At 70.1% G+C, this 13,735-nt stretch carries 13 protein-coding genes; 5 read left to right on the forward strand and 8 right to left on the reverse strand.

The features are described 5' to 3' along the window. Positions 1-104: 104 nt before the first annotated feature. Entirely contained in the window at positions 105-389 is a 285-nt protein-coding gene (locus tag AW272_RS34005; RefSeq protein ID WP_157519009.1) for an SAV_915 family protein, read from the reverse strand. Between the two features lie 186 nt (positions 390-575). On the opposite strand from AW272_RS34005, the gene AW272_RS34010 reads away from it, so the two are divergent. Both AW272_RS34010 and AW272_RS45775 read left to right on the forward strand, forming a co-directional pair. Next, positions 576-980, forward strand: a complete 405-nt coding sequence (locus AW272_RS34010) for a hypothetical protein (RefSeq protein ID WP_066373843.1) — start codon at positions 576-578, stop codon at positions 978-980. A gap of 106 nt (positions 981-1,086) precedes the next feature. Continuing rightward, a complete protein-coding gene (locus AW272_RS45775) occupies positions 1,087-2,757 on the forward strand; it encodes a hypothetical protein (protein WP_157519011.1) in 1,671 nt (556 codons plus the stop codon). Between the two features lie 63 nt (positions 2,758-2,820). Here the strand turns inward: AW272_RS45775 and lysA are convergent, their stop codons facing one another. Beyond that, positions 2,821-4,023: a diaminopimelate decarboxylase gene (gene lysA, locus AW272_RS34020; protein WP_066373846.1), complete on the reverse strand. Its 1,203-nt coding sequence runs from the start codon at positions 4,021-4,023 to the stop codon at positions 2,821-2,823. Positions 4,024-4,175: 152 nt separating this feature from the next. On the opposite strand from lysA, the gene AW272_RS34025 reads away from it, so the two are divergent. Genes AW272_RS34025 through AW272_RS34035 form a run of 3 tightly spaced genes read left to right on the forward strand, consistent with a single transcriptional unit; the run spans position 4,176 to position 8,303 of the window. Then, the gene (locus AW272_RS34025) at positions 4,176-6,854 is read left to right on the forward strand and encodes an FAD-binding and (Fe-S)-binding domain-containing protein (RefSeq protein WP_066373848.1); all 2,679 of its coding nucleotides are present in this window, start codon (positions 4,176-4,178) and stop codon (positions 6,852-6,854) included. A 5-nt stretch (positions 6,855-6,859) separates the two neighbouring features. Beyond that, on the forward strand, positions 6,860-7,342 hold the full coding sequence (locus AW272_RS34030) for a SigE family RNA polymerase sigma factor (RefSeq protein WP_066373850.1): 483 nt from the start codon (positions 6,860-6,862) through the stop codon (positions 7,340-7,342). Next, entirely contained in the window at positions 7,329-8,303 is a 975-nt protein-coding gene (locus AW272_RS34035) for a TolB-like translocation protein (protein WP_066373855.1), read from the forward strand. Before AW272_RS34030 ends, AW272_RS34035 begins: the two co-directional genes overlap by 14 nt. On the opposite strand, the gene AW272_RS34040 is transcribed toward AW272_RS34035, so the two are convergent. The 6 genes from AW272_RS34040 to AW272_RS34055 form a co-directional block, all read right to left on the reverse strand. Further along, positions 8,300-8,947, reverse strand: a complete 648-nt coding sequence (locus tag AW272_RS34040; RefSeq protein WP_066373857.1) for an HAD family hydrolase — start codon at positions 8,945-8,947, stop codon at positions 8,300-8,302. The genes AW272_RS34035 and AW272_RS34040 overlap by 4 nt on opposite strands. 77 nt (positions 8,948-9,024) lie before the next feature. Continuing rightward, positions 9,025-9,156 carry a hypothetical protein gene (locus AW272_RS45780; RefSeq protein WP_275527336.1) on the reverse strand — a complete coding sequence of 44 codons (132 nt, stop codon included), beginning with the start codon at positions 9,154-9,156 and terminating at the stop codon, positions 9,025-9,027. 160 nt (positions 9,157-9,316) lie between these two features. Further along, complete coding sequence (locus tag AW272_RS45785; RefSeq protein ID WP_275527337.1) at positions 9,317-9,448, reverse strand: hypothetical protein; 132 nt, start codon at positions 9,446-9,448, stop codon at positions 9,317-9,319. A 35-nt stretch (positions 9,449-9,483) separates the two neighbouring features. After that, on the reverse strand, positions 9,484-11,643 hold the full coding sequence (locus tag AW272_RS34045; RefSeq protein ID WP_066373859.1) for a peptidase domain-containing ABC transporter: 2,160 nt from the start codon (positions 11,641-11,643) through the stop codon (positions 9,484-9,486). 158 nt (positions 11,644-11,801) lie between these two features. Beyond that, entirely contained in the window at positions 11,802-12,344 is a 543-nt protein-coding gene (locus AW272_RS34050; protein ID WP_066373861.1) for a type 1 glutamine amidotransferase domain-containing protein, read from the reverse strand. A 77-nt stretch (positions 12,345-12,421) separates the two neighbouring features. Continuing rightward, on the reverse strand, positions 12,422-13,672 hold the full coding sequence (locus tag AW272_RS34055) for a ThuA domain-containing protein (protein WP_218011154.1): 1,251 nt from the start codon (positions 13,670-13,672) through the stop codon (positions 12,422-12,424). Positions 13,673-13,735 lie beyond the last annotated feature (63 nt).

Consider the following 13,735-nt stretch of genomic DNA (forward strand, 5'->3'; position numbering starts at 1 on the left):
GCCTCGTGCAGAGGCCTCGCGGGCGGCCCTTCGGCGTGCACGTTCCCTTGGGCGTTGGAACGCCTCGGAGTGGCTCCGGCGCCACTCCGAGGCGGGTCTGGGGGTTATGCCGCGTGGGGCGTCGGCTGGGTGGCCGCCGCAGTCTGGGGGTCGATGACGAGGTCCCGGATGCCGATGTCGTTGACCAGGGAGCGCAGCGCCGGTTCGCAGAGCTGGATCCAGGGCTGGTCGGCGCCGAGCACGAGGGCGAGCCGGACCGGAGAGGTGAAGGCCACCGCTGTGCGGGCTCCGCCGGGGGTGCGGAACACCCGGAGAGCGTTGGCGCAGCCGGAGTTCCGGACCGGCACGAATAGTGGGACGTCCATCGTCGAATTCCCTTCCTTGTTCACGGGATCGACGTTAGGGGCGCGCGAAAAGCCGTGGGAGTTTCCCTACGGCGTTCTGACGGGTGACCGGTCAATGCTGACGCCGTGTTGACGCGTGGTTATGGCGTCAAGAGGGCGTAGGAATGCCGTAAGTATGGCTTGCCAACGGCCCGGACGCTTGTTGGATAGGAGGTGAAAGGAGGACCTGAAATGGTTTCTCGGCACGTTACTTCGCTGGAGATGCTCATTCCGGCCGGGGCCGCGATGGCGGTCGGGGCGGTGGTCGTGGTGGCGATGGCCGTACCGGACACCTCGGAGCGGGTCGCGGCGATGGCCGCGATGACGGCGCTGATCGGGCTGGTCGTCCGGCGTCCGGTGGCGGTGGGCGCGGTCGCGTGCGTCGCGTGGCTGCTGATGACGGGTTTCCTGGTGAACGGGCTCGGTGAGCTGACGTTCGCGGGGGCCGACTGGTTGCGGCTGGCGCTGCTGGTCGTGGCGGGGCTGGTGGGCGCGGCACTGCGGACGCCGATGCCGCTGCGGGGTTCGGTCCGGGTTCCGGCGGTCACTGAATATCGGCGTATAGACCGAATTGCGCACCATAAGACTTTGTCCTGACTTAGCGTTCCGCAGGGCTGCCGCCAGAATCCATACGGGTACTTTCCGGCCGACACCTCAATGGTGTTCGGACGTTGAACAATGACAACCCGTATGGAAGTGCCACATGCCCGCGCGTGTTAACAAATTGAGCCTGGGGCTGACCGGCGTACTCGCCGCCGCCCTGGTCACCTTCTCCGGGGCGGCCGCCTCGGCGCAGGTCAACCCCATCGACACCCCCACCAAGCCGGCGCCGGTCGCGGAGAACATCCCGGGCGCCGCAGGCGCGGAGAAGTCCGCCCAGAAGGCCGCGGCGGTCGCCGCCAAGAAGGCCACCATCCTCCTTGCGACCACCCCGGCCGCCACCGGCCCGGCCCAGGCCGGCGCCGCTGCCCCGGCCGCCGCCGCTCAGGCGAAGCAGAAGCGCCGCGCCGAGAAGGCCGCCGCCAAGGCGGCCAAGGCGGCCAAGGCCGCCGCCAAGCAGGCCCAGGCCGCGCCGGCTCCGGCCGCCGCGGTTCAGGTTGCTCCGGCTCATGTTGCTCCGGCCGCCGTTGCTCCGGCCAAGGTCGCTGAGGCTGCTGCCGCTCCGGCTGCTGACGCTCCGGCCAAGGTTGCTCAGGCAGTTGCTGCTCAGGCCGCGCAGGTTGCTCCGGCGGTTGCCGTCGAGGCCGCCGCGGCCAAGGTCGCGAAGGCGGAGAAGGCCGCCGCCAAGCGGGCCGAGGCACTGCGGAAGGCCGCTGCCAAGCGCGCCGAGATGATGCGGAAGGCCGCCGACAAGCGCGCCGAGATGATGCGCAAGGCCGCCGCCAAGCGGGCCGAGTTGATGCGGAAGGCTCTCGAGGAGCGCGCCGCCGCCGCGATGAAGGCTGCGGAAGAGGCCCAGGAGGCTGCCGGGCAGGCCGCTCCGGGCGCTGCCGGCGTCCAGGCCGCTGCCGCCTACGCCACGGCCATGGCCAACGCGATCCAGGCCCGCGCCGCCGCCGGCGCGATGCAGGCCGCGGTCACGAAGCAGACCCTCATGGAGCAGGCCGCCAAGGCTGCCGCCGCTCCGGCGAGGGCCGCCGACGTTCCGGACGCGAAGACGCCCGCCGCTGCCACCAAGGCCGCCGCTGTCGCTCCGGCGCAGGCTGTGGCCGCCGCTCAGGCGGTGAAGGCCGCTCCCGCTGCTGCTCCGGCTCAGGCGGTGAAGGCCGCTGCTGCTCCGGCTCAGGCCGTGAAGGCTGCCGCCGCTCCGGCCGCGACCCTGCTGGTCAAGCAGGCCGCCGCCCCGGCTCAGGCTGTCGCCCCGGTCCAGGCCGCTGCTCCGGCTCAGGCCGGGACGCTGCTCGCCAAGGCCGCTGCTGCGACTCCGGTCGCCGCGACCAAGGCCGAGAGTGCCGCTGAGGCGCAGCGGTCGGTGGCTGCCGCGCATCCGTGCTGTAAGGGTCACGGCTGCTGCGAGGGTCCGCGTGGCCCGATGGGCCCGGCCGGACCTCCCGGATTCCCTGGTCCGATGGGGCCGCTCGGTGCCACCGGGCCGGCCGGTCCGCAGGGTCTCCCGGGTGTCTCCGGCTACGAGATCGTCAACGGTCTGCCCACCACCTGCGCCCCGGGCACCCAGTGCACCGCCCAGGCGATCTGCCCGGTCGGTAAGCGCGCCGTCGGCGGTGGCTACGCCCTGGAGCCGACCGCGCAGCCGGCGTACACCGTCACCACGATCCCCGGTGCGGCGGGCACCACGTGGGACGTCAACGTCCACAACGGCGGCCTCCTGCCGCTCGTGCTGGTCCCGAGGGCGGTCTGCGTCAACGCCGTCTGACCCCGTTTGAACTGCGGAAACGCCGCCCCGCCTGAAGCGGGGCGGCGTTTCCGTCGTAGAGGGTCAGCGCCCGACCTCGCGCCGGAGCAGCTCCGAGGGCTCCTCGCGCCGCACGATCAGCCGCGCCGCCCCGCCGCTCACCGCCACCACCGGCGGACGGCAGGTCAGGTTGTAAGAAGACCCCATCGCGTGGTGATAGGCCCCGGTCACCCGCACGACCACGAGATCCCCCGGCCGCGCGTCCCCAGCCGGTACGCCTTCGGCGATCACGTCCCCCGCCTCGCAGTGCCGCCCCACGATCGTCACCGGCGCCCCCGACCGTCCGGGCACGGAGACCGCGTAGCGCGCCCCGTAGAGCGCGGGCCGGGGGTTGTCGCTCATCCCGCCGTCGACCGCCACGAAGGTCCGCCCGCCCTGCCGCTTCACCGAGATCACCCGGTAGAGCGTCACTCCGGCGGCGGCCACGATGGCCCGTCCGGGCTCGAACACCAGCCGGGGGACGGGCAGACGGAGAGCCCGGCACCGCTCGGCGACCACCTTCGGCACCGCGGCCGCGAACTGCCCCAGGTCGAGTCCGTGCTCGTCGTCGAGATAGGCGACCCCGTGCCCGCCACCGAGGTCGAGTTCCGGCAGGACGGTCGCGTACCGATCCCGGACCATGGCCAGCTGGTCGACCATCACCCGGGCCGCCGCCTCGAAGGGCGACACCGACGTGATCTGCGATCCGATGTGACAGTGCAGCCCGGCCAGCCGCAGCTCCGGCTGGCTGAGCACCCGCGCCACGGCGTCGGAGAGCTCGGCCAGCGGGATCCCGAACTTCTGCCCCTCCGACCCGGTGCGGATGGCGGCGTGCGCGCCCGCCTCGACCCCGGGCGTCACCCGCAGGTAGACGTCCTGCCGCTGCCCGACGGGCACCAGCGCCGCCAGCCGGTGGATCTCGGCCACGTTGTCGATGACGACGCGTCCGACCCCGACGGCCTCCCGCAGCTCGGCGGGTGTCTTGGCGTTCCCGTGGAAGATGATCCGATCGAGGGGGAACCCGACGGACCGGGCGAGCGCGAGTTCGCCGCCGGAGCAGACGTCCAGGGACAGCCCTTCTTCGGCCACCCACGACGCCATGGCCTGCGTCAGAAACGCCTTCCCCGCATAGGCGACCGTCGAAGCGGGCAGCGCGGCGCGGTAGTCGCGGCACCGGAGGCGGACGGCGTCCTCGTCCACGACATACGCAGGGGTCCCGAATCGCCGGGCGATCTCAGCCAGTGACATGAATCGACATTAAGCACCCGAAAAGCGATTAATCGGGATCTATATGTCGTTCTCGCGCATTCCCTACGCCGTATTGACGGGGTCGCAACCCCACGGGAAATTTTGCCGGAAACCCCGCATGGACCTACCGGCCTCAGGCAAGGGCGGAACGCATGGCGCTTTTCGACGCCCTCCAGCGCGCCCTGCGTGACCACGTCGACGGCGAGATCCGATTCGACCGGGGAACCAGGGCCGTCTATTCGACCGACGCCTCGAACTATCGCGAGGTGCCGATCGGTGTGGTCGTACCGAGATCCATCGAAGCCGCCGCCCGCACGGTGGAGATCTGCGCCGACCACGACGTGCCGGTCCTGTCGAGAGGCGGCGGCACCAGCCTGGCCGGGCAGTGCTGCAACACCGCGGTGATCATCGACTGGTCGAAACACTGCACGCGGACGTGGGACACCGGCGAGAACACCGTCGTCACCGAACCAGGCACGGTCCTCGACGACCTCACCGGCAACGGCCTGATGTTCGGCCCGAAACCGGCCACCCACAACCACTGCACCATCGGCGGCATGATCGGCAACGACGCCTGCGGCGCCACCGCCCAGGCCTACGGGAAGACCTCCGACAACGTCCTCGACCTGGAGGTCCTCACCTATGGCGGCACCCGCTTCTGGACCTCCGACCCACCCGAACCCCTCAAAACCGCTCTGAAGACCTTGGCGAACGAGTACGAGGACGACATCCGAGCCCGGTTCCCGAAGATCCCCCGCAGGGTCTCCGGCTACGGCCTCGACGCCCTCCTCCCGGAGAACGGCCACGACCTCACCAGGGCCCTGGTCGGCTCGGAATCCACCCTCGTCACCGTTCTCAGAGCCCGGCTGAAGCTGGTCCCCCAGCCCAGGGCCGGAGCGGTCGCGATCCTCGGGTTCCGCGACGTCTTCGAGGCCGCCGACGCCGCCCCGTCGATCGCGCCCTACGACCCGATCGCCCTGGAGGGCATGGACGACCGCCTGATCGAATACGAACGCGCCCGCCGCCTCAACCTGGCCGCGATCGACCGCCTCCCCAAGGGCGGCGGCTGGCTGGTCGTCCAGTTCGGCGCCGACACCCCGGAGGAGGCCGAGGCCAAGGCCCGCGACATGGCCGCCGACCTGGGCGTGCGGCCTGTCATCCAACGAGATGTCCAGGAGGTGGCCGCCATCCGCGAGGCCGCCGTCGGCGCCACGGCGGGCGACGCCTGGCCGGGCTGGGAAGACTCGGCCGTCCCGCCGGAACGCATCGGCGACTACCTCAGGGACCTGCGCCGACTCCAGGAAGACCACGGCTACGGCGCGTCGTCCCTCTACGGCCACTTCGGCCACGGCTGCGTCCACACCCGGATCCCGTTCCGCCGCGCCGACTACCGCGCCTTCGTCGAGGAGGCCGCCGACCTGGTCGTCTCCTACGGCGGCTCGTTCTCCGGCGAGCACGGCGACGGCCTGGCCAGGGGCGAACTGTGGCCGAAGATGTTCGGCGACCGGGTCATGGCCGCGTTCACCCGCTTCAAGCAGGCCTTCGACCCTCGCAACCGGATGAACCCCGGCCGCCTGATCGACCCCGACCGGCTCGACGACCACCTGAAGGACCGCCCACGCGAGGTGGAGACCGTCTTCACCTTCCGGAACGGCTTCGCGGCCGAGACGACGAGCTGCGCCGGAGTGGGGGAGTGCCGCCGCGACACCGGCGGGGTGATGTGCCCCAGCTTCCGCGTCACCCGCGACGAACAGCACTCCACCCGGGGCAGGGCCCGGCTGCTCTTCGAGATGCTCCAGGGCGACGTGATCACCGACGGCTGGCGCTCACCCGAGGTGAAGGACGCCCTCGACCTCTGCCTGTCGTGCAAGGGGTGCCGCTCCGACTGCCCCGTCCACATCGACATGGCCACCTACAAGGCCGAGTTCCTGCACCACTACTACCGGGGCAGAATCCGCCCCCTCTCCCACTACGCCCTGGGCTGGCTCCCGCTCTGGGCGCGCTTCCCCCTGTTGCTGAAGATCCCGAGAGTCCCCGGCCTCACCCGGGAGCGGGACCTGCCGAGACCGGCCCGCGTCCGCTTCAGCGACACCTTCCGGGCCCAGAAAGGCGGCCCCGAGGTCCTCCTGCTCCCGGACACCTTCACCGACAACTTCACCCCTCGGGTCGCCGTCGCCGCCACGAGGGTCCTGACAAAAGCCGGTTTCTCGGTACGCATCCCGCGCGCCCCCATCTGCTGCGGCCTCACGTGGATCTCCACCGGCCAGCTGGGCATGGCCAGACGGGTCATCCGCAGAACCGCGCGCATCCTCCGCGACGCCCTCGACGACGGCATCCCCTTCGTCGGCCTGGAACCGTCGTGCACGTCGGTCCTGCGCTCCGACGCCCCCGAACTCCTCCCCGACGACCCCGACGTCAGAAGACTGGCCAACAGAACGAGAACCCTGGCCGAGCTCCTGGACGACCACGACATCGACCCGCCCCACCTTCCCGGCCGGGTCGTCACCCAGCCCCACTGCCACCAGCACGCGATCATGGGCACCGACGCCGACCTCCGCCTCCTGCGCAGAACCGGCGCCGACGTCACCCAGCTCGACGCCGGCTGCTGCGGCCTGGCCGGAAACTTCGGCTTCGAACCCGACCACTATGACCTGTCGATGGCCGTGGCCGAACAGGCCCTGTTCCCCGCTCTGCGCGCCTCGGCCGGAGCGAAGATCCTCGCGGACGGCTTCAGCTGCCGTACCCAGATCGAACACGGCACCGGAATCCACGCCCTGCACCTGGCGGAGTTCCTCGCGTCTCAACCTTCCGGCCCCCGGCGGAGTCCTTAGGGCAGATGTACGACGCAGAGGGTTTCCGGACGTTCGTGGCCGCCCGCGGCCGCGCCCTGTCGCGTGCCGCGTTCCTGCTCACCGGCGACCACGCCAGGGCCGAGGACCTCATGCAGGAGACCCTGGCCAAGGCGGCGGCCAAGTGGCGGCGGATCTCGGCCGCCGACGACCCCGAGGCCTACCTGAAGACCATCATGATCAACCAGTTACGCACCTGGCACCGCCCCCGCCGCCTGATCTTCTTCCCGACCTCGCAGCCCCCGGACACTCCCGCCCCGCCCCCCGACACCGACCTGAAGATCGTGCTCCGGCACGCCCTCACCACCCTCACCGCCAAGCAGCGCATCGTGCTCTACCTGCGCTTCTACGAAGACCTGCCGGAGGCGCAGATCGCCGCCCGCCTCGGCTGCTCGGTCGGCACGGTCAAACGCCACACCCACGACGCCCTGAAGCGGCTCCGGAAGGCAGGTGTCCATGAACCCGCGTGAGGCACTCCACGACCTGGCCGAAGACGCCCGCGACTACGGCGACCCCGACCGCGCCATCCGAACCGTCGGCCGCCGCCAGGTGATCCGATGGAGCGCGGCGGCGACGGTGCTCACGGTGCTGATCGTCGGCGCGGTCCTGATGCGACCCGTCCAGGAGAAGCCCGTCACCGTCGTGACACACCCGATGGCCCGGGCCCACTCGCTCTACGCGGTCTGCCGCGTCGACTGCCCCACCCTGCTGCGCCTGACCGACGGCCGCGAGATCCAGATCGGCGTCGGCACGATCAACCCGCCCGGCAACATGACCATCTCCCCGGACGGCCGCTGGCTCGGCCTCCCGGAAGGCGGCGGCTACGTCCTGCGCGACCTGCTCGGCGACACCATCTACCGAGTTCCGGCCGAACCGGGCGGCGTCTACGGCCCCTGGGTCTGGTCGGCCGACTCGAACCGGATCATCCTGGGCCACCACAAGGACGGCGACGTCTCCCACTACCTCGACGTCGACCTCGGCACCGGCCGGATCACCCGCCCGATGGTCCTGGACGGCAACGAGATCGTCGGCCTGACCCCGGGCCACGACCTGATCCTCCAACCGGACCAGCAGGCCGTCGACGAGCTCGCTCTGGACGTCGCGGGCAGGGCCGTCCTCTTCCGCCCCCAGTCGGGCCCGCTGACCGACGCGGACCACGGCCTCTGGGTCCAGTCGCGGGGCGACCGGCTCTACCTGCTCGTCTACGGAGAATCGGTCAGCGTCGAGAGCTTCAACCTCGACGGGACGGCCGACACCCTGATGCGGATTCCCGACGGCCGCTTCGCGGTGGGCCCGACCGCGACCGGATACGTCGTGGTCGAGCCCGGAAACCAGGCCCAGCGCCTCTACGAAACGGGCGAGCAGGAGAGGCTGCTCGGCGAATATCCGCCCCGGGCCGAAATCGTCATCCCCGGCCTGGCCCGCCACTAGGCCAGCTTCGCCACCGTCTCGGGCGTCAGTTCGGCCAGGTTCTCCAGCACCAGCGTGGCTCCGGCCAGCGCGTCCTCGTCCGGCGGATAGGCCGCCTGCGGCACCGCCACCACGATCAGCCCGGCCGCCGCCGCCGACCGCAGCCCGTTGCTGGAGTCCTCCACCGCGACACACCGCTCCGGCGTGACCCCGAGCCGCTCGACCACGGCCAGATAGACGTCGGGGGCGGGTTTGCCGCGCTTCATGGTCTCGGTCGAGATCGCCACCCGGACGTCCACGTCGAGGGCCGTCAGGACGGTGTCGATCAGTACGGCGGGAGAGGAGCTGGCCACCCCGACCGGCCACTGGTCGGCGATGGCGCGCATGGTCGCCGCGGCGTGCGGGAGCAGGGGCAGGTGGTGGCGGTAGTGCTCGGCCATCCGCTCGATGACGGTGCGGGCGGTCTCTTCAGGGGTCAGCCAGACGCCCAGCTCGCCGCTCAGATAGTCGGCCCACTCCGGGGTGCTCATGCCCATCAGGCGCTTCTGCGTGTCGGGCATCCAGGTGCCGCCGAACTCGGCGACGACGGCACGGCGGACCTCTTCCCAGACGGGCTCGGAGTCGACGACGACTCCGTCGAGGTCGAAAACGACTGCTTCGATCATGCGTACAGCCTGACACGCGAAACGGGGCCGACCCGAAGGGCCGGCCCCGTTTCCACCCCCTGGTGACGAGGGGTGGGTTACGGCAGGGCGTCGATGACGGCGTCGCGCCAGTCGTAGTTCATCCAGTCGTAGTTCGCCCACATGCCGCCGGTGACTTCAGCGAGGTCGGCGTCCGCCAGCACCTGCGCGGTGTTCTCGAAGTTGTTCATGACAACCCCCTCTTTTCCGTTCGTGAACCTTGCGGACCTAAGATCTCAGCGGCCACTTGGCGATCTCTTGAGTGCGACTCGGCCCCCACTTCCTGGCCGCTTACAAGTCGCGCACAGCCCTCTCCAAGTCGCCCTGGATACGCGTCGGGGCCGCCCCCGGTTACGGCAGGGCTTCGATCACCGCGTCGCGCCAGTCGTAGTTGGCCCAGTCGTAGTTCCACGGAAGACCGCCGGTGACGCCGGCGAGCTCGGTGTCACCGAGCTCCTGCGCGGTGGACTCGAAGTTGTTCACCTTGACCCCTTTTTCGTTCGTGTGAACCGTGCGAATCAAGACTCGCAAGGGGCACTTGGTGGGATCTTGATGCTCTTTGGGGCGTTTTCTTGGTGCGCCACGAGCCGCCTGTAGTGGCCGTCGAGTTCCAGCAGCTCATCGTGGGTGCCCTGCTCGACGACGCGGCCGTCGTCGATGACGACGATCAGGTCGGCGTCCCGGACCGTGCTCAGCCGGTGGGCGATCACGATGCGGGTCTGGGTCAGCGCGGCCAGGTTGCGTTCGATGGCGGCCTCGGTGACCGTGTCGAGGTGGCTGGTGGCCTCGTCGAACAGCAGCACCTTCGGCCGCCCGAGCACCGCCCTGGCCAGCGCCAGCCGCTGTTTCTGCCCGCCCGACAGGCCCATGCCCTCCGACAGGTTGGTCTCGTAGTTCATCGGCATCGCCATGATCTCGTCGTGGACGCAGGCCGTCATCGCCGCCCGCACGATCTCCTGGGGCGTGGCGTCGGGCCGGCCCAGCGAGATGTTCTCCCTGATGGTGCCGGTGAACAGGTGGGCCTCCTGGGTGACCACCCCGAAGTTGCGCCGCAGCGAGGAGCGCTGGAGCGCCTCCATCCGGACCGAGTCGTAGCTGACGGCGCCGAAGGTGGGTTCGTACAGGCCGACCATGATGCGGGCGAGGGTGCTCTTGCCCGAGCCGCTCCCGCCCACGAGGGCGATCTTCTGGCCCCGGCCGATGGTCAGCGAGATCTTCCACAGGATCCACGGCGCGTTCGGGGCGTGCCGGAACGATACGTCGCTGAGCTCGATCCGCCCGCGCAGGTGGCCTACCTGCACCTCGCCGTACGGTTCGGGCGTGAACTCCAGGATGTCGGCCAGTCGGTCGAGGTGGGTGCCCGCCTCCTGGAGGGTCCTGACCGTCGCCACCAGTGACGTGATCGGCGCCAGCGCCGCCCCGGCCAGGGCGACCAGCGTCAGCGTCTGGCCCAGGGGCCGCCCGTCCAGGACCTGCCAGCCGCCCGTCCAGAGCAGCACGGCCGGGGCGAGCAGCCGCATGCTGTCGAGCACCGAGGTGACCAGGTTCTCGGTCCGGCCCTGCTCCCCGTCGGCCTTGAGCTGGTCCATGAACAGCCGGGACCAGCGGCTCAGCGCGGCGTCCTCGATGGCGCCCGCCTTGAGGATCTCCACGCCCTTGATGGCCTCGATGAGCTGCCCCTGCGTCTGCACCTGCGCCGACAGCGCCGCCATATTCAGGTCGGCCCGCTTCCTCCGCGTGGTGAGCAGGAGCACGGCCTGCACCGACGCCAGCACCAGCAGGCACAGCCCCAGCGGCGGCGACGAGATCAGCACGACCGTGACATAACCGACCGCGAGCGGCCCGTCGAGCAGCGCCGTGGTGATCGGCCCGGAGATGAGCTGCCGCAACCGGCTCACGCTCGCGCTGCGCTGGGCCAGGTCCCCGGCGCCCCGGGTGGCGAAATAGCGGTAGGGCAGCCGGAACAGATGCCCGACCACCTCGGTCGTCAGCAGCCGGTCGGCCCGCAACCGCAGCTTGAGCACCGTCGCCGCCCGCAGATAGGTCAGCGCCAGATGCACCATCCCGGCGACCACCAGCGCGATGCCGAGGGAGGTCAGCAGCGAGGTGTCCTTCGTGGGCAGCACGCCGTCCACCAGGATCCCGGAGAACGTCTGCACGCCCAGCCCGAGGACCTGCAGGAACAGCGACGCCAGCAGGATCCGGGCGATCAGCCCTTTCTTGAGCGCGGTCCGCGCGAGCGGCCCCACCCACGTCCTCTTCGCCCGTCCGCGCGCCTGGAACCTCTCGGCCGGGGCGAAGGTGAGCAGCACCCCCGAGTAGCCCTCGGCGAACTCGTCCCTGGTCAGCCGTCGGCGACCGGCCGCCGGATCGACCATGTCGACGTGCCGGGCGGTCTGCCGCTCGACGACGACGAAGTGGTTGCGCCGCCAGTGCGCGACCGCGGGAAGGGGCGCGTCGGCGATGGTCTCGGCCTTGTAGGCGGTCGCGGTCAACCCGTAGCCGCGCGCCGCCTTGACGATCGCCAGCGCCGAGAGGCCGTCCCGGCCGACCCCGCACTGCTCGGACACCTCGCGGACCCCCGTGTGCCGGCCGTGGTGACTCAGCACCATGGCCAGACAGGCGGCCCCGCATTCGGCCAGGCCGGACTGCAGGCGGACCGGTACTCTCACGTTCACTTCGAGATCGTGGCAGCGCCGACTTGGACCGGACTTGACCACGATTTGAGGTCCTGTACGCGGTCCTGCCGCCCCCGTTGATGATCAGCGGCGACGGTGCCGGTATTCCGGCACATGGCAAAGGGCCCGGCGCCGGCCGGGCCCTTTTTCGAGCCGGGTCAGGCGAAGGCGTCGATCGTGGCCTCGCAGAAGGCCTTGAGGTCATCCGGCATCCGGCTGGTGACCAGGGTCGACGGAGCTTCCGTACAGATGACGACCTCCTGGTCCTTCCAGATCGCGCCCGCGTTGCGCAGGTCGGTCTGGAGGCTCGGCCACGAGGTCATCGTGCGGCCCCGGACCGCGTCGGCCTCGATCAGGGTCCACGGCGCGTGGCAGATCGCCGCGACCGGCTTCCCCATGTCGAAGAAGTCGCGGACGAACCGGACCGCCTCGGGATCGGTGCGCAGGAAGTCGGGGTTGGCCACCCCGCCGGGCAGCACCAGCCCGTCGAAGTCGGCCGCCTCGACCTGCTTCAGGGTCGCGTCGACCGGGAACCTGCCGGCCCGGTCGAGGTGGTCGAACGCCTGGATCTCGCCGGGCTTGGTGGAGACCAGCGCGGGCGATCCGCCCGCGTTCTTGACGGCCTGCCAGGGTTCGGTGAGCTCCACCTGCTCGGCCCCTTCGGGTGCGACGAGGAAGGCGATGGTCTTGCCTTCGAGCATGTCAGTCTCCCCTCTGAGCAGTGAACCCTTCCCCTGCCCGATAGTCCGGAGACCAACCGGGCAGGGGACGCCTGTTCTCAGCCCTGCACCACGAGCCGGAACGACTGGGCCGCGGTGCCGTTGCACGTGTACTGCACCAGTTGCACCGAGTTCGCCTGTGAGGCCGCCGGGACGTCCAGGCACTTCCCGCTGTTGCGGTTCACGAAGTGGTAGTGGCCGTCACCTTCGGCGACCGGCAGCCACTGCTGGTTGTTGCCGCCGCCGTAGGTCCAGGTCTGGATGGGCGCGTTGTCGGCCACCGAGACGTTGGTGACGTCCAGCGCCTGGGCGGAGTTGCCCCGGTTGTTGATCCGGACGTAGCCGCCGCTGGTCGTGGCGAACTGGTACTGCTGGGCGTTGCTCGCGTTGCAGGTGTACTGCTGGATAGCCGTCCCGCTGACCGTCCCGGCGGCGCGGGCGTCGACGCACTTGGCGCTGTTCTTGTTGATCACCGAGTGCCAGGCCGTGGGGGAGATCGGCCCCGGCTGCGGCGGGGTGGTCCCCTCGCCGGCGAGCCAGCGGATGCCCTGGATCAGCCACTGGTTCTGCTGGGCGCTCGCGAAGGTCGACGAGGTGCGGGTGTTGGTCGAGTAGTTCATCCCGTTGTGCCCGAAGTTCGTGTACAGCATCTTGTAGTTGGTGTTGGTCCAGATCAGCGGGTAGAACCCGCTGCGCCACTGCTGGTTCGGGTCGGTGCCGACCGGGAAACTCGACGTGTCGATCGAGGCCAGAATGCTGATGGCGGGGTTCTGTCGCAGGTCACGGCTCCACGAGTACCACTCGCTGACCGACGACTGGATCGTGGCGGGCAGCCCGGCCGTCGACGGGTGGTTCCGGTTCTCGATCTTCAGCGTCTCGGCTGTCGGGCCCCACGTGTTCGTGGCGAACGCCCCCGACCCGAGGAACGTGTTGTAGTACCAGCTCCAGGAGTTCGGATCGGTCGTGAAGGCGCTGACGTGGAACCCCATCCACGCCCCGCCGTTCTGGATGTACGTCTGGAACGCCCCCCGCTGGCTGGCGGGAGGTGCGTCGTCGAGGAACATGACCACCTTGTACTGCGAGATGGTCGAGGAGCTGAGCCGCGACCAGTCGGTCGTCGCCTCCCAGGTGAAGCCGTTCTGGGCCGCCGCGGAGGGGAACCACTCCTTGGCTTCCTTGGTGAAGTCGATGTGCGCGGCGTCCCAGGTGCCGTTGTAGAAGGCCAGGACCTTGAACGTCGCCGCCTGCGCGGGCGGACTGAGGACGGCGATGAGGACGAGACCGAATAACGCGGCGAAGAGACGTTTCACGGGATTACCTGCCCTTGAACGGTGAGGAGGTGGCCACCGGCGCCGCAGGGCCATCTTTTCTTA

The organism is Herbidospora mongoliensis, from assembly GCF_001570545.1.
Lineage (GTDB): Bacteria > Actinomycetota > Actinomycetes > Streptosporangiales > Streptosporangiaceae > Herbidospora > Herbidospora mongoliensis.

Bases quoted from the DNA above. Each gene is read 5' to 3' on its own strand.
- AW272_RS45780 (WP_275527336.1), bottom strand. From the start codon at position 9,156: ATGAACAACTTCGAGAACACCGCGCAGGTGCTGGCGGACGCCGACCTC.
- AW272_RS34010 (WP_066373843.1), top strand. From the start codon at position 576: ATGGTTTCTCGGCACGTTACTTCGCTGGAGATGCTCATTCCGGCCGGG.
- AW272_RS34025 (WP_066373848.1), top strand. From the start codon at position 4,176: ATGGCGCTTTTCGACGCCCTCCAGCGCGCCCTGCGTGACCACGTCGAC.
- AW272_RS34030 (WP_066373850.1), top strand. From the start codon at position 6,860: ATGTACGACGCAGAGGGTTTCCGGACGTTCGTGGCCGCCCGCGGCCGC.
- AW272_RS34050 (WP_066373861.1), bottom strand. From the start codon at position 12,344: ATGCTCGAAGGCAAGACCATCGCCTTCCTCGTCGCACCCGAAGGGGCC.
- AW272_RS45775 (WP_157519011.1), top strand. From the start codon at position 1,087: ATGCCCGCGCGTGTTAACAAATTGAGCCTGGGGCTGACCGGCGTACTC.
- AW272_RS34035 (WP_066373855.1), top strand. From the start codon at position 7,329: ATGAACCCGCGTGAGGCACTCCACGACCTGGCCGAAGACGCCCGCGAC.
- lysA (WP_066373846.1), bottom strand. From the start codon at position 4,023: ATGTCACTGGCTGAGATCGCCCGGCGATTCGGGACCCCTGCGTATGTC.
- AW272_RS34040 (WP_066373857.1), bottom strand. From the start codon at position 8,947: ATGATCGAAGCAGTCGTTTTCGACCTCGACGGAGTCGTCGTCGACTCC.